This is a genomic window from Solibacillus sp. NPDC093137 (assembly GCF_050280445.1).
Lineage (GTDB): Bacteria > Bacillota > Bacilli > Bacillales_A > Planococcaceae > Solibacillus > Solibacillus isronensis_B.
In genome coordinates, this window is record NZ_JBNNVH010000008.1 from 39,851 (window position 1) to 56,208 (window position 16,358).

16 protein-coding genes are annotated in these 16,358 nt (G+C 37.8%); 4 read left to right on the top strand and 12 right to left on the bottom strand.

The genetic code is table 11. From position 1 onward, the window contains the following. Positions 1–112: 112 nt before the first annotated feature. A complete protein-coding gene (locus tag ACQKN3_RS18350; RefSeq protein WP_427713835.1) occupies positions 113–817 on the bottom strand; it encodes a DsbA family oxidoreductase in 705 nt (234 codons plus the stop codon). A 165-nt stretch (positions 818–982) separates the two neighbouring features. On the opposite strand from ACQKN3_RS18350, the gene ACQKN3_RS18355 reads away from it, so the two are divergent. Further along, complete coding sequence (locus tag ACQKN3_RS18355; RefSeq protein WP_427713837.1) at positions 983–2,359, top strand: FAD-dependent oxidoreductase; 1,377 nt, start codon at positions 983–985, stop codon at positions 2,357–2,359. A 21-nt stretch (positions 2,360–2,380) separates the two neighbouring features. Here ACQKN3_RS18355 and ACQKN3_RS18360 read toward each other — a convergent pair whose 3' ends face one another. From ACQKN3_RS18360 to ACQKN3_RS18370, 3 genes are all read right to left on the bottom strand, one after another. After that, positions 2,381–3,307 carry a manganese-dependent inorganic pyrophosphatase gene (locus ACQKN3_RS18360; RefSeq protein ID WP_427713839.1) on the bottom strand — a complete coding sequence of 309 codons (927 nt, stop codon included), beginning with the start codon at positions 3,305–3,307 and terminating at the stop codon, positions 2,381–2,383. Between the two features lie 132 nt (positions 3,308–3,439). After that, positions 3,440–4,285: a MurR/RpiR family transcriptional regulator gene (locus ACQKN3_RS18365; RefSeq protein ID WP_427713841.1), complete on the bottom strand. Its 846-nt coding sequence runs from the start codon at positions 4,283–4,285 to the stop codon at positions 3,440–3,442. Between the two features lie 356 nt (positions 4,286–4,641). Further along, positions 4,642–5,874, bottom strand: a complete 1,233-nt coding sequence (locus tag ACQKN3_RS18370) for an MFS transporter (RefSeq protein ID WP_427713844.1) — start codon at positions 5,872–5,874, stop codon at positions 4,642–4,644. Between the two features lie 209 nt (positions 5,875–6,083). Here ACQKN3_RS18370 and thrC point away from each other — a divergent pair, with 209 nt between their 5' ends. The 3 genes from thrC to ACQKN3_RS18385 all read left to right on the top strand — a co-directional run bounded on the left by thrC (position 6,084) and on the right by ACQKN3_RS18385 (position 8,852). Beyond that, positions 6,084–7,142: a threonine synthase gene (gene thrC, locus ACQKN3_RS18375; protein ID WP_251691252.1), complete on the top strand. Its 1,059-nt coding sequence runs from the start codon at positions 6,084–6,086 to the stop codon at positions 7,140–7,142. Continuing rightward, a complete protein-coding gene (gene thrB / locus ACQKN3_RS18380; protein ID WP_251691250.1) occupies positions 7,139–8,068 on the top strand; it encodes a homoserine kinase in 930 nt (309 codons plus the stop codon). The genes thrC and thrB overlap by 4 nt, the downstream gene beginning before the upstream one ends. A gap of 136 nt (positions 8,069–8,204) precedes the next feature. Continuing rightward, positions 8,205–8,852: an NAD(P)-dependent oxidoreductase gene (locus ACQKN3_RS18385; RefSeq protein ID WP_251691248.1), complete on the top strand. Its 648-nt coding sequence runs from the start codon at positions 8,205–8,207 to the stop codon at positions 8,850–8,852. A gap of 117 nt (positions 8,853–8,969) precedes the next feature. Here the strand turns inward: ACQKN3_RS18385 and zupT are convergent, their stop codons facing one another. The 8 genes from zupT to menC form a co-directional block, all read right to left on the bottom strand. Then, positions 8,970–9,791 carry a zinc transporter ZupT gene (zupT, locus tag ACQKN3_RS18390; protein ID WP_251691246.1) on the bottom strand — a complete coding sequence of 274 codons (822 nt, stop codon included), beginning with the start codon at positions 9,789–9,791 and terminating at the stop codon, positions 8,970–8,972. Between the two features lie 147 nt (positions 9,792–9,938). Further along, the gene (locus ACQKN3_RS18395; protein WP_251691244.1) at positions 9,939–10,532 is read right to left on the bottom strand and encodes a phosphatase PAP2 family protein; all 594 of its coding nucleotides are present in this window, start codon (positions 10,530–10,532) and stop codon (positions 9,939–9,941) included. 119 nt (positions 10,533–10,651) lie between these two features. After that, positions 10,652–10,984: an antibiotic biosynthesis monooxygenase family protein gene (locus tag ACQKN3_RS18400; RefSeq protein WP_014822513.1), complete on the bottom strand. Its 333-nt coding sequence runs from the start codon at positions 10,982–10,984 to the stop codon at positions 10,652–10,654. A 64-nt stretch (positions 10,985–11,048) separates the two neighbouring features. Continuing rightward, on the bottom strand, positions 11,049–12,086 hold the full coding sequence (locus ACQKN3_RS18405; protein ID WP_427713849.1) for a siderophore ABC transporter substrate-binding protein: 1,038 nt from the start codon (positions 12,084–12,086) through the stop codon (positions 11,049–11,051). Between the two features lie 184 nt (positions 12,087–12,270). After that, complete coding sequence (locus tag ACQKN3_RS18410) at positions 12,271–13,038, bottom strand: ABC transporter ATP-binding protein (RefSeq protein WP_079523338.1); 768 nt, start codon at positions 13,036–13,038, stop codon at positions 12,271–12,273. Continuing rightward, a complete protein-coding gene (locus ACQKN3_RS18415; protein ID WP_251691239.1) occupies positions 13,035–13,991 on the bottom strand; it encodes an iron chelate uptake ABC transporter family permease subunit in 957 nt (318 codons plus the stop codon). The genes ACQKN3_RS18410 and ACQKN3_RS18415 overlap by 4 nt, the downstream gene beginning before the upstream one ends. Next, complete coding sequence (locus tag ACQKN3_RS18420) at positions 13,978–14,934, bottom strand: ABC transporter permease (protein ID WP_251691237.1); 957 nt, start codon at positions 14,932–14,934, stop codon at positions 13,978–13,980. Before ACQKN3_RS18420 ends, ACQKN3_RS18415 begins: the two co-directional genes overlap by 14 nt. 276 nt (positions 14,935–15,210) lie before the next feature. Continuing rightward, on the bottom strand, positions 15,211–16,320 hold the full coding sequence (gene menC / locus ACQKN3_RS18425; protein WP_251691236.1) for an o-succinylbenzoate synthase: 1,110 nt from the start codon (positions 16,318–16,320) through the stop codon (positions 15,211–15,213). Between the last annotated feature and the right edge of the window lie 38 nt (positions 16,321–16,358).

Here is a 16,358-nt window from a genome sequence, read left to right on the forward strand (position 1 = left end):
CCTAAAAAAATCAATTAGATTGCTCTCATACTTTAGTCTGAATTTCTATTTCGATTTTATATAAAAATATGAATCTAGGTAAAATTCCCTGTTTAACTCCTATTAACTCCAGTTAAATATCACAAGAATCATCGGTACATGCAGCACCGTCTACCCCTTGCATTTTCAAAGGTTTACGTAAACCAATTTCCTGTGCTGCCTTTTCAATCGTTTGTTCAAACACTTCCTGTGGCTGTGCACCTGAAATGCCGTACTTATTATCAATGACAAAGAAAGGTACACCACGTACACCAAGATTTTGAGCGACTGCAATATCTTGCTGCACCTGTTCCATATACTCATCGCTTTCAATAACTTGACTAGCTTTTTCTGCAGATAACCCGACTTCTTTTGCTAATGTCAGTAATACCTCAGTTTGTCCGATTGCTTCGCCTTCTAAAAAGTAAGCTTTTAAAACGCGCTCGGTAAACTCTTTTTCTTTTCCTTCTGTTTCAGCCCATTTTGCTAAACGGTGCGCTTTTACAGTGTTTGCACTTTTCATTTCATCAAAATTGTACTCAAGCCCTACTTCTTTGGCACGTGATGTAACATTTGCTGTCATCTTCTTCACTTCATCTAATGAAATCTGATATTTTCGTGACAGTTCTTCATATACAGAGCTTGTCGTATCAACTGGTGTGGAAGGATCCAATAAATAGCTTTTATAGGCTACTTCAATTGAATCTCCGTACCCAAGTTCATCTAATGCGATTTCTAATTGTTTCTTGCCAATATAGCAAAAAGGACATACATAGTCAGACCATACTTCGATTTTCATGCTAATCACTCTCCTTGTCTTGTATTGTAGCGAGCAACTATTCAAAAGTACAATGTTTGAAACTAGCCTCCCCCCACATAAAGGTCCGAGGAATTTTTATTATGTGACGTTAGCTGAATAAATTCTGGTCAATTACCCTATGCTGAAAAATAAAAAGGTGATATTTTGAAACAATCTCTCTGGCTTCCAACACATTCAGATTTTGCTGCCCCTACTCTGCAAGAATCGATTAACTGCGACATATGTATAATTGGAGGGGGAATCAGTGGTATTTATACTGCGTATTCACTGGCTAAAGAGGGGCTTAGTGTCGCGCTAATCGAAGCAATGCCTCAGTTTGCACAAGGAACAACAGGCTATTCTACAGGAAAATTGACAGTACAGCATAATCTCATTTACTCAAAACTCAATGAAGAAGACGGTAAAATTTACTACGAGGCGAATAAACAAGCTATTGAACAAGCTGTTTCCGAAAGTAGCACCAGCTTTTCTCGTGCTACTTCGTACGTTTATACAGCTACCCCTCAAGGAAAAGAGCAGCTTTTAAACGAGGCGGAAAGCTATAAAAAAATCGGTATTCCCTTTCTTGCAACAAAGGACATCGAGCTTTCGGTTCCTGTAGAACTTGCGCTCGGTATCAAAAATGAAGGTCAGATAAATCCTGTCGAGTTTACGAATACGTATGTTCATTTAGCTAGAAAACATGGGGCACAACTTTATTTAAATACGCGAGTGACTAAATTAGAAATGTCCAAAAATTGTCTTCATACAAGCAATGACCATACTGTTCAATATAAAAAGCTAATTTTATGTACACATTACCCGATTGAATCAATTCGACAACTTTATTCGATGAAACTGCAGATTAAACGGTCTTACCTAACAGCAACAAAATATTCACAGCTATTAGAAGGCCAATACTTAAGCGTTGATGCTCAAAGTCGTACAATCCGAACGGCACTTATCGATAATCAGCCCTACTTCATCTATGGCGGACAATCGCATACAGCTGGATCGACAAGCGATACAGACCCGTTTTATGAAACATTGCAGCATGAACTAACAACAGATTTTGAACTTCCGCCATATGAATACGGCTGGAGTGCACAGGATGTCATGACGGCAGACCAAATTCCTTATATCGGCCAGCTGTCACCGGGCGATGACAGTTTGTATATTGCAACAGGCTTTAATAAATGGGGGCTTTCTTCTTCACTTGTTGCAGGAACATTGCTTACAGATCTTATTAAAAGAATTGCAAACCCGGCAGCCGCTTTATTCTCACCGAATCGTTCAAATTTCGGGAAGACATTTTACTTCATGCTGCAAACGGGCGGGATGATTGGAAAAGAGCTTGTAAAAGGCTATATCGACAGACCGGATGCGCCTAAGTGTACACACCTTGGCTGTAAAACAAGATGGAATGTTGCAGATGATACATGGGATTGTCCATGTCATGGATCTCGCTACAACGCAAAAGGCGAAGTTATCGAAGGCCCTGCAGTCTATCCGTTAAAAATGAAAAAATCCGGTAACTCTTAAATGAGTTGCCGGATTTACTTTTTATTTTAAGTTTTCTGTTAAAACTGGAACGATTTGTTTTTTACGTGATACAACGCCTGGTAAGCTGATGCGACCATTAACAATTGTTGCACCAAACGCTTTTGCTGCTTCTTCGGCAACTTGTCCAGCCGCTACTGCTGTTGAATCATTGTTTAAAATATCTGTTACAACGAAGAAGAATAAATCTAGGCCATTATCCGCAATATTTTTGTTCAATAAGTTTTCAAGCTCTTCTTGGCGACCAAGAACGTCTTCAATATCCACTGCATTTACTTGGGCAACTGTCGCTTTATATTCACCAAATTCAAAGCCTTTTGCATCCAATGACAATAAATCTTCCAGTGACTTATCTGAAAGGTCCGCACCTGCTTTTAGCATAGCTAAACCATATTGTGCAGTATCAACATTTGCAATTGCTGCCAATTCTTCGCCAGCTTTCACATCTTGCTCTGTGCATGTTGGCGATTTGAATAATAATGTATCCGAAATAATAGCAGAAAGCATTAAACCTGCGATGTTAGCCGGAATTTCTACATTATTTTCTTTATATAATTTATTTAAGATTGTCGCTGTACAACCTACAGGCTCAGCACGGAAATATACTGGATCAGCTGTTACAAAATTCGCAATACGGTGATGATCGATTACTTCAGTGATTTGTACTTCTTCGATTCCATCTGCTGATTGCTGGAACTCATTATGGTCTACTAAAATTACTTGTGCTCCTTCATCTTTTACGTTAGCAATTAGACGTGGTGCTTCAAAGTTGAATTTTTCTAGTGCATACTTTGTTTCGTTATTTAATTCTCCAAGTCGAACTGCTTCTGCATCTACACCTAATTGTTGTTTTAAGTATGCATAAACAATTGCTGAAGTAATTGTATCTGTATCTGGATTTTTATGTCCGAAAACTAATGTTTTACTCATGAGTGAGCCTCCTATTAAATGCTTTTCGCTCTTCATTTTAACATAACGTAAAGAAAGTGAAAAACAGAAGATTCTTCAATATTACTTAGCAAAAAGGAAAACTGTAATGGCTATGAGTTAGCCTTTACAGTTTTAGCTGATTGCTATTAAATTCGGCGTATTGAGCGCGCCATTTGTCTTTTTATTATATTGCTCATATTGTTGTGGGCTTTGGCTTACCATTGATTCCACTAATATATGTAATAGAGAGAATATAGCAATTGTACATGTGGCTCCGGCTTCTTTTGTATTGGGAACAATAAGTACGGGGTTAGCCGGTTCTTGAGATGTAAGCTCTTTGTTGCGGATTGCGACAATTTTAACATTTTTTCTTTTAGCGATTTCTACTGTTGTTGCCATATCTTCATACTCTTCATCAAGCGATATAACGAAAAGCAATGAATCTTCATCCATATACGCAAGTTGTTGTGCAATTTTATCTGCCTCATGAGGAATAAAATGAACATGGTCACGTAACCTGTTGACATTGCTGTACATCCAAAAAGCAACTGGTGTCGATTGTCTGAAACCTAAAAAATGGATTTTCTTTGATGTATGTAACAATTGCACAACTTCTTCAACATCCTGTTCTTTTAACTGGTTGAATGTTTTAGATATATTGGCGATATCTTTTTTTACAATGTCCGCTCCAATGTGATTTCGGATTTTTTTAACAGGCATCGCTTGTTTAACTTCCGTTACTTCACCTTTATCCATTAAATATTCCTTCAGTTTATCTTGGAGCTCACTAAAACCTGCTAAATCCATTGAATAGCAAAATCTGATTACAGTCGATTCACTTACATCTGCTAACCTTCCTACTTCGGAGGCGGTATGTGTCCCCACTATATTCGGATTATCCATAACAAACTGAGCAACTTTTCGCTGCCCCTTAGAAAGACGAATATACTTCTTCTTAATATTTTCGCAAATAGTCAAATTCTCCATCTCCCTTTCTAATATTTTTTTAAAATAATATCTCACTTATTCATGTAACTTTACGAGCGCTAAATTCTTAATAATAAAAAATACATTAACATGAATAATAATAGAATTCAACGAGTTTTCTGAAAAAACTTTAGCCTACTAAAGAATATAAAAATTTGAATAGGAAATTGACATACTTTTGTAAAATTTATAATTTATAAATAAACTATTATTAAAAACCTGTTATGGACATTTATCTATTAGGTATTTTTTTACAGCTCACAAATGTAAAAAGGACTTGCGCTATTTTATTAGCACAAGTCCCTATTCATTATCAAAAAAAACATTTTAATACTAATAGTTTACAACTATAGTAATTCTGTTTGCTTTGTTTCTTTCCCTAAAAAAATAACAGACAATACTCCAATGACGATGGCCACACAGAAAATCGCGAAAATATAGCTAATATCATAGCCTTTTGTCAGGAGTGTCCCAACTAATAACGGACCGAAAATACCTCCAACACGACCTATTGCTGCCGCCATCCCCGCTCCCGTTCCACGTACAATTGCCGGATATTGCTCAGGTGTATACGCATATAAGGCACCCCATGCTCCTAAGTTAAAGAACGAAAGCAACATACCGGAAATCAACAATGTTTCGATCGTTTCTGCACCACCGAATATAAAGGCACTTGCTGCAGTCCCTAATAAATATGTAACTAATACAAATTTGCGCCCAAATTTCTCGATGAACCAAGCAGCTGTAAAATAACCCGGTAATTGGGCTAACGTCATGATTAATACATATTTAAAACTTGATATTAAATCAAATCCCTTGCCAACCATTACACTTGGTAACCATAAAAACATGCCATAGTAAGAAAATACAACTGCAAACCATAAAATCCAAAGCATTAGTGTAGAACGTGCATATTTCTTCTCCCATAACGTTGCGATATTTTGGAACACCGAACGTTTTTTCGACTCTTCTTTTACCCTGAACTGTGGAGAGTCCGGTAATTTCATTCTTATATAAATTGCATAAATTGCAGGGATTGCCGTAATTAATAGTGCAACTCGCCATCCTTCAATTGGCCAAAATTCAGCCGGTATAACGAAATAGGCAATAAGCGCGGCGATTAGCCAGCCTCCAGCCCAAAAACTTTCAAGTAAAACGACAACTCTTCCGCGTTCTTCAGCTTTTACACTTTCAGATACAAGCGTTGAAGCAACAGGTAATTCCCCGCCAAGCCCCATGCCGACAAAAAAGCGTAAAATTAAAAAGAGCGTCAAAGTTGTTGTAAATGCGGATAAACCACTCGCAACTGAGAATAGTATTAGTGTCCACATAAAGATTTGCTTACGTCCTACTTTGTCTGCAAGTACACCAAAAAACAGCGCACCAACTGCCATACCAATCGAGTTTACACTTGCAATCCAACCCATTTGACTACTATTTAATCCCCAGTCAACTGCAAGCGCTGCAATGATAAAAGATAGTATTCCGACATCCATTGCATCGAACATCCATCCAACCCCAGCTATACGTAGAAGTTTATTACGTGATAGGGGCTTTTGTTCATTTGTTTCCACCGACATTACTTTTCCACCTTCCATGTGTCTTTACACTTGACTTAACAACATTACTATCATACATTTCTTTCTTAAAAGTGACAACATTTTTTTAACTTAACGAATTGTTCCGACAATTTAACAATTCCTATTGAAATAAGGGACACATAGGTATAAAATGTCTTGTATACAAAAACAAATGTTCACCTAGCGAGAACAGAAGGAGTTTATTATCTATGTGGAAAGGTCTTATCGAAGAATATAAACAGTACCTACCTGTTACTGAAAATACACCTGCTTTATCACTAAATGAAGGAAATACGCCACTAATTCCATTAGTAAATTTATCTAAAGAGCTTGGAATTGAGTTATACGGGAAAATTGAAGGCGCTAACCCAACAGGTTCGTTTAAAGACCGTGGTATGGTATTTGCTGTTGCAAAAGCAATTGAAGAAGGCTCTAAAGTTGTCATTTGTGCTTCTACAGGCAATACATCTGCGGCAGCTGCAGCATATGCGGCACGTGCCGGTATTCAGTCAATCGTTGTCATTCCTAAAGGCAAAGTAGCACTTGGTAAATTGGCACAAGCTTGCATGTACGGTGCGAAAATTATTGAAATTGACGGCAACTTTGATGATGCATTAAATATTGTGCGCAAAATCGGGGAAAATACTCCAATCGCACTTGTTAACTCTGTAAACCCATATCGTATTGAAGGCCAAAAAACAGCGGCGTTTGAAATTGTAGATCAACTTGGCCAAGCCCCAGACTACTTATGTATTCCTGTAGGAAACGCAGGGAATATTACAGCTTACTGGAAAGGCTTTAAAGAATATAATGAAGCAAAACAAAGCGGTCTTCCTAAAATGTACGGTTTTGAAGCAGAAGGTTCCGCTGCAATCGTGCAAGGAGCACCAATTGCAAATCCGGAAACTGTAGCAACAGCGATTCGTATCGGGAACCCAGCAAGCTGGAAGTTCGCTGAAACAGCTCGTGATGAATCAGGCGGTTTAATTGATTCAGTAACAGATGATGAAATTTTAGACGCTTATAAACTAATCGCCAACAAAGAAGGTATCTTTGTCGAACCTGGTTCAGCTGCTTCATTAGCTGGTGTCATCAAGTCAGTGAAAACCGGCGAAATCGCTGCAGGCAGTCGTGTTGTTACAGTCTTTACTGGTAACGGCTTAAAAGATCCGGATACAGCTATGAATGTTTCGACTGTAGACCTCGTCTCACTTCAAAATGATGAGCAGGAAATCCGTAATTATATCGAGGGCGTATTTAGTCTATGAGTAAAAAGTGGCAAATCAAAGTTCCTGGCAGTACAGCAAATTTAGGTCCTGGATTTGACTCCATTGGTCTTGGATTATCGCTCTATCTAACATTGGATGTCACATTACAAGATGAGTGGGAATTTGTGCATATTGGTGACAATGTGCCATCTGATACGTCAGTCGAATCGCATTTAATTTATACAATCGCACAGCAGGTAGCAAAGCAATATAATGCAACGCTGCCACCATGTAAAATTGAGATGACTAGTGAGCTTCCCCTTGCACGTGGTATCGGCAGCAGTGCGGCTGCTATTGTAGCTGCTATTGAATTAGCCGATATTTTAGGGGATTTAAAATTATCGCAACAGAATAAGCTGAACATTTCATCTCAAATTGAAGGCCATCCTGATAATGCAACAGCTTCGGTATTAGGGGGATTGACGATTTCTTCAATGGATGAAGCAGGAATTGTCGACACACTGCATATTCAGGAGATGGATGCGGCATTCGTAGTATTTATTCCGAATATCGAACTTAAAACAGCAGCATCACGCGGTGTTTTACCGGAAGAGCTGAAAAGAAGCTATGCAGTACGTGCAAGTGCCAATGCGAATATGCTCGCTGCTTCCCTTATTGCAAAGGATTATGAGCGAATTGGACGATATATGGAAGCGGATCTTTTCCATGAGCCTTTCCGTGCAAACCTTATTCCCGCATATAATGAAATTCGCGAAGCTGCAAAAAAGGCTGGAGCGTATGGTACTGCATTAAGTGGTGCCGGTCCAACATTAATCTCGATGATTCCGCTCGCTTTATCCGAACAATTTGTCGAATCAATGCAGCAACAATTTCCGGACCATCAAGTCGTAGTGACAACCGCTTCACCATCCGGCTCAACTGTCACACTTATTAATAATAAAATGATAGATAAAACTCTTCGTTAAATGTTTAATGTACGTTATTCTCATAATAGAATAACGTACATTTTTTGTTTTTTTCTAATCTATTTTGTCTTTTATGCATAATTCCCCTTAAATTTGGGTATATTAATAAATCTACTGTTAGAAAGGGGTAATGTTTATGAAAATTGCAGTTATTGGAGCTGCAGGTAAGGCAGGAACTCATATTTTAAGAGAAGCCATCATGAGAAACTTTGATGTGACAGCGATCGTAAAAAATAAGGCAACAGTACAAGAAGAAAATATCAATATTATTGAAAGCGACCTGTTTAATTTAACAAAGGAACAAATTGCTCCTTTCGATATTTTAATTAATGCTTTTGCTCCGCTACCAGGGGAAGAACATTTACATGTTGATGCCGGTGAACATTTAATTTCCTTACTTGAAGGAACAGAGAAAAAATTGTTCGTGATTGGTAGTTCAGGCTGCCTTTTTGTTGATCGTGAAAAAACAGTTCGACTTATGGATCTTGAAGATTATCCTGAAGATCTGGCTATCGCGGCAAAGGCTCAATTGCAAAACCTACGTGATTTGGAAAGCTCTTCAATCCAATGGTCCTTTGCGATTCCATCGGCTATGTTCGATTCGGATGGACCACGTACCGGCCATTACATTAAAGGCGAAGAGAAGATTCTAGTAAACTCGCAATTTAACAGTTATATCAGTTATGCTGATTTTGCTGTCGCATTGCTTGATGAAATCGAAAAAAATGAATACCCTAATACAACATTTACTGTTGCATCTGAAAATGTAACAGCCGCATCTTAATAAAAAAGGGCTAAAGCTTCTATTCGGCTAATATGCACCGAAGCTTTAGTCTCAATACATGAAAAAGCCAGCATACTCCGTGAAGGAGATGCTGGCTTTTTCATGAAGTAATTAAAATTAAGTTAACATCACTAAGCTGATGGCCATAACTGCCATACCTGCTATTAATCCGTAAATAGAGGAATGAGCTTCATCATATTTTTTAGCAGCCGGCAACAGTTCATCAATCGAAATAAATACCATAATCCCTGCAACACCAGCAAAAACAATACCGAACAATGTATCTGTCATAAATTGCATTAGTACTAAGTAGGCAATAAGCGCACCGAACGGCTCTGACAAACCAGAGGCGAACGACCATTTAAATGCCTTCATACGCTTCCCTGTTGCATAAAAAATAGGAATGGCTACCGCAATACCTTCAGGGATATTATGAATTGCTACCGCAATTGCTATCGCAAATCCGACATTCGGATCTTGCAGTACCGCCATAAATGTCGCAATACCTTCAGGAAAGTTATGAATCGCGATTGCCAGCGCTGTAAATAATCCCATTTTCATCAGGCGGTCTGCTTCTACATCTTCATTCCCAATCAATTGAGCTTTTTGAACATCTTCTACAGACTTTACTTCATGCGGATTTTTCCCTTTCGGAATAAAGCGGTCAATTAAGGCAATTACGAGCATCCCTCCGAAAAAGCCGATGATGGTGTACCAATACCCTATTGTTTCCCCATGAACGTTTACTAATGCGTCTTTCGCTTTTACAAAAATCTCAACAAGTGATACATAAATCATAACACCTGCCGAAAAGCCTAATGCAACCGAAAGAAACTTCTTATTTGTGCGTGTTGTAAAAAATGCGATCAAACTACCAATACCCGTAGCAAGCCCTGCAAACAATGTTAAGCCTAACGCTAATAATACATTCTCATCCATACTATTCTCCTTCTTTATAATTCTTTTCTCATATTATACGCACAATGTTTCCTTTGTGCAACTTTTTTCAATCAGGAAACATCTTATGCCGCTAACCAAATCAAGTGTTAAAAAAGGGATTCCTAAATATCAGGAATCCCATAACTTCTATTTGTGCTTTTTTGACTCATACCATAATACGCATATGATAAACCAAGTATACCCGATACTCCACCCTGCTAAAACATCCGTTGCATAGTGACGACCTTCCGCTATACGTGATAAACCTATGAAAAAAATAAGGACTAGCATTACACTGTATGTAATAAATTTCCAACTTTTATTTTTCAGCCATTTCGAAATCATATATGCGAGCGTTAAAAAGAACATTACACTGATTTGCGCATGTCCTGAAGGAAAGCTAAATGAAGTAAGCTGATCTTCAATTTCCGGACGTGGTCGTGAAAAAATACGCTTTAAAAGCTGATTCAGCCCATTTCCAACCCCAACTGTAAGAAGCACAAAGAGCACACCGCGAAAATCTTTTTTAAAGATTGCCAAATACAGCAAGATAATAACAGTTGCAACTATGACAAACTTTATTTCTCCTAAATAATGAAATAAAATAATGAAATTATTACCAAATAATAAAGAGCGGATTTTCATATCAAATGCCTCGAAGCTTGGTATATCAAAATTCAGTGCAATAATAATAAACACCAGCAATGTAACGAATGCAAAAATCGAAACTTTCTTTTTCAAACGATAACCTACTTTCCTTATACGAACTGTTACTTCACTATTATTATATGTAGTATACAAAAAATAAAAATCCACTTCGCTAAAAAACTCTGCAAAGTAGATTCCCTCTTAAACATTCATTATTCTACAACTGTGTAATTTCCGTGCTCCATTGAAATAACGAAATCCGGTTTAGGTGGTTTACCGCCATGCTCTTTGATTTTCGCTTTGTGGCCCGCAATATGCTCAGGGCTCTTCTCCCAGGCTTTCCATGCATCTTCCGATTCCCAACGAATAATCATTACAACTTCCTCTTCACCACGTCGCACATTTTTTACAAGCAGTTCACGGCCAATAAATCCTTCGCGTTGTTCAAGCATCGATGGACCTTGACCAGTTTTTTTGCTAAAGCGCTCGATAATTTTAAGCGAGTTGCCTTCTGTTACGATCCATTTGCGAATTTGTACGAACATTTTAATTCCCCTCTCTTTTAAAAAGGCATGCCTCTACTTGAGAGACATGCCATCTTTAATTATATTATTTTAATTCATTTAAGATTTCATCTAATTTTTCTGCTTCAGTTGTTACACCATTAGAAGAGAAGTACCAGTTTACGCCATCAAGGTAAACGATTTTGCCTTCTTTGTAAGCACGCGTTTTTTTGATGATATCGTTTTCGATGTCAGCTTTGATTGTTTCTACATCAGATGCTGTACGGTCGATGATTAATAATACTTCTGGGTCTACAGAAAGAATTGACTCATACGAGAAGTCAGAACCGTGTGATGAAGCTTTGATATCAGTTGTTGATGGTTTGAAACCAAAGTCATTGTATACATATGCGAAACGAGAATCTTCACCGTTGTCGAAACCAGAGATTTTTTTGTCGTTGTACATTGCTACTAATGCATTTTCATAGCCAGCTGCTTTTTCTTTTACAGCGTCAACTTTTTCTTGTAATGCAGCTTTTAACTCTTCAGCTTTTTCTTGTTGGCCGAAGATTTCAGCAGCTAAATCAACCGTTTCAAATACGCCATCAACATAGTTTGAGTTATCAGAACCGATGAATACTACGTTTGGAGTAATTTCTTTTAATTCTTCATAGAATGTACCTTGACGACCTGAGATGAAAATTGCATCCGGATTAGCAGCTGCTACTTTTTCGAAGTCGATTTGTTTTAATGAACCAACATCAGTAACTGAATCAGTTAAATATTTTTCTTTTAAATGCTCAGGGAAGTTACCTTTACCGCCGTTTGCAGCGATACCAACGATACCTTCAACACCTAATGCATCAAGTGTATCTAAGAAACCGTAGTCAAATACTACGATGTTTTTTGGCATTTCTTCAAATGTTACATCTTCGAAAGTAAGAGACTTACCATCTTCTGTTTCACTGCCTGCTGATAATGGAGATACTGTCATTGGGAAAGCTGAAGCTTCTGTAGATGAAGTTGTTTCTTCTGTTTTAGCAGTTTCGTTCGCTTCATCCTTTGTTGATGTTTCTTCATCAGAACCACATGCTGCTAACATTAATGTTAATGCTGCTGCCGTTAAAAATTTCCACTTTTTCATTATTACTTTTCCTCCTAGTATACCCTCAAGCGAGAGTGATAATCGTTTTCAATTAACTAACGTTAGTGTAAATCAACTGCCTATAGTTGTCAACGAATATTCTGAAACTAATATTCATTCTCAATTAAATTCATAAAATAAATGCATAAGCGAGCAAAACCTATGCATTTATCCTCATTTTTATTTAACTATGTGAATTAAAGTATACGCAAATTCGACATCCATCTTGTTCTTGCACAGGAATATGCATATCATATACTTCTCGTAATGCTTCTGAGTTAATAATCTCATTTGTTGGGCCATCTTTTACAAGGCGACCATCTTTTAATGCGACGATGCGATCTGAATACACGGAAGCAAAGTTAATATCATGCAAAACAATTACTACTGTTTTGCCTAATTCATCAACAAGCTTGCGTAAAATTTTCATAATCTGAACAGAATGCTTCATATCTAAGTTGTTTAATGGCTCATCCAATAAAATATATTCCGTATCCTGAGCAATTACCATCGAGATAAAGGCACGCTGCTTTTGACCACCAGATAGTTCATCCAAAAACTTATGCTCCATATCACCTAATGTCATATATTCAATCGCACGGTCAATATGCTGTTCATCTTCCGGAGTCAAACGACCTTTTGAGTATGGATAACGACCAAATGATACAAGCTCACGAACTGTTAAACGCACATTTAAATGATTTGACTGACGTAAAATTGCAACACGTTTCGCAAAATCATTGGACTTCATTTTTTTAACATCACTTTGATCTAAAAATACTTCACCTGTATCTGCATCAAGCAATCGACTTACCATTGATAATAATGTTGATTTACCTGCTCCATTCGGTCCGATAAATGAAGTGATTGCTTTTGGCTGTATAGTTAATGAGACATCCTCAACGACCGGTTTTTTTCCAAAGCTTTTAGAAAGCCCTTTAATTTCAATCATCCTGCTTTCCTACTTTCCCTCAGTATTAGGTAAATAAAGTAAAGTCCACCGACAAAGTTAATAATAACGCTGATCGTTGTACTTAACTGGAATACATGCAGTACTAAGAACTGCCCACCGACAAGTGCAATAATACTAATTAAACTCGCACCCACTATTAAAACGGAATGCTTGTACGTAGCAAAAAACTGATAGGCTAAGTTTGAAACGATTAAACCTAAAAATGTAATCGGACCAACTAGCGCAGTAGATGTTGCAATTAAAACTGAAGATAAAATTAATACTTTCAATACTATTCTATCATAATTTACACCTAAGTTTATTGCGTTCTCTCGACCTAGTGACATGACATCCAAATCACGCAATAATCGGTAACCGTATATAAATGAAGCCCCTAATATAATGACCGCAATGAGTAGCAGCTCTGTTTTCACATTCATGAAACTAGCAAACAAACGCGACTGTAAGCTTTCATATTCTACCGGGTCGATTATTACTTGTAAAAATGTTACAAAACTGCCGAGCAATGTCCCGATAATCATTCCGGCAAGTAAAAGCAGGAAGATCGGATGTTTATCTGCACGGAACAAGAATCGATATAAAATCAGGGCGAAAATTACCATCGCCACAATTGATAAACCAAAGTTTAAATAACGACTTACTACAAAGATTGATGCTGAGCCTGCAAAGAAGAAAATAATCGTTTGCACTACTTCATACATCGAATCGACACCCATCATTGAAGGTGTCAGTAAACGGTTATGTGTAACCGTCTGGAATGTAACGGTCGCATAAGCAATCGCCGTACCAGTTATAATCATTGCCGCAATACGTTCTAATCGCTTTGGAAAGGCATAACTGAATCCGCCTTGAATATTGTAAAAAGCAAATAACGCTATACACACTAATGCGATAATTGCTAAGAAGATTAGCTTCGTACTATTTTTTCGCATATGCTTTCCCCCTAAACAACATTACTAAGAAGATTGCACTGCCGATTACCGCAACAGTTGTGTTTACTGGTATTTCAAACGGGTATACTATTAAACGACTTAAAATATCACACATTAATAGGAATGCTGCACCTAAGAAAATAGTATGTGGAATTGTTTTACGTAAATTGTCCCCCATATATAATGAAACCAAGTTCGGTACGATTAACCCGAGGAAAGGTATAATTCCTACCGTCAAGACAACTGTAGTGGATATAATCGCTACCAGTACTAAACCAAGATTCAATACGGTACGATAGCTTAAGCCAAGATTTTTGGCAAAATCTTCACCCATACCAGCCACTGTAAACTTATTGGCATATAAGTACGCTAGGAAAATTGCAGGTACTGCTACATAAAGCAATTCATAGCGACCTGATACAACAAGCGTAAAGCTCCCTAGAAAGAATGTATCCACACTTTGTAACACATCTGCTTCATACGCAAGAAATGTTGAAATGGCACCAATAATATTTCCATACATAATCCCGATAAGGGGCACAAAAATAACGTCCTTGAATTTAATGCTTTCAAGAAGACGCATGAAAACCATCATACCGATGAGTGCAAATGTAAAACTGAAGAGAATCTTCTCCATATATCCTACACTTGTGAAAAATATCATTGATACAACGATACCTAGCTTTGCCGCATCGAGCGTACCAGATGTTGTCGGCGATACGAATTTGTTACGGCTTAAGCTTTGCATAATTAATCCAGAAATACCCATCCCTGCCCCGGCAAGTATAATTGCCATTAATCGCGGTACTCGACTCATTAAGAAAATTTGCATTTTATCTGAATCCCAATCTAATAAATCAGATGGCTTAATGTCGATAGCTCCGATAAACAATGATAAAAAGGACAGGACGATGGTCGCTACTACGAGCATCCAAAGTCTCATTACATTCTCCCACTATTCTATATATATTTTAACTTTATTTAAATTGCGTAAATTCTAAATGAAAATGAGAATCAACTCTTTCCCTACATCATTATATAATTGCTAATAATGAAAATCAAACAGACAATTTACATTAACTTGTATTAAAAGAGGAATATATTGAAAAATGTATTTTTAGAGCGATTCTTCGTTTTATATACAACATCCCGTATGTATTCTAATAGAAAAAAATTGAATAGAAAAAAGACCACAATTATTAAAATTGTGGCCTTACATTTACATGCGATATGTTTTTTTATTTATACTGTACTTATTTATTGCTTCGCGGTTTACATTATAGCCAAGCCCCTTTGTTTTTGGAACGGTAATGTATCCATCTGTAACGGTTACTTCCGGTTGAATAATATCTTCATGCCAATAGCGTTCAGAAGCAGCCGTATCCCCAGGCATTATAAAATTTGCAAGACTTGTCAGTGCTACATTTTGCGCACGGCCAATACCCGCTTCCAGCATTCCCCCGCACCACACAGGAATATGGTGTTCCATACAGTAGTCATGGATACGCTTCGCCTCGCTAATACCGCCAACTCGCGCAATTTTAATATTTATCACCTGACAGCTTCCTAGTTGAATCGCTTTTCTCGTATCCTCTAAAGAAGTAATACTCTCATCCAAACAAATCGGTGTTTTTATCTGCTTTTGCAATATGGCATGATCGATAAGGTCGTCATGCGCTAATGGCTGCTCGATCATCATTAAATTGAATGCATCCAGCTCTTTTAATCGATCGATGTCACCCAATGTATACGCAGAGTTTGCATCTGCCATTAAAGGAATTGCCGGGAATGCTTGCCGTATTGTTCGGATCAGCTCAATATCTTTTCCCGGTTTGATTTTTACTTTAATACGCTTATAACCTTCATCCAAAAACTGCTGAATTGTATGGACCAGCTGTTCATCTGTAGGTTGTAAACCGATGCTGATTCCTACTTCAATTTTTTCCTGGACACCGCCAACAGCCGTTGCCAACGATCGGTTCGTCAATTGAGCATAAATATCCCACACCGCGCCTTCAATCGACGCTTTCGCCATGTTATTGCGTCGGATCGTACGGAATCGCTCATACACATCATCCGGATGCATTAATTCTTTCCCGAGTAATGAAGGGATCAAAAAATCCTCCAATACATGAAGTGAAGTTTTAAATGTTTCTTCTGTGTAGGAAGGCTCTTCAAATGCAACCCCCTCACCCCAGCCGACTACACCACTTTCATCCGTCGCTTCCACAACTATAAAACGCTTGTCTTGCATAGTCCCTAAACTTGTCGTAAACGGAGTTTTCATTCGCATCACTAGCTCATGTATTGTCACTTCTACTAATTTCATCTTTATTGCTCCTAATAATATTTAGCTGCGACATCATT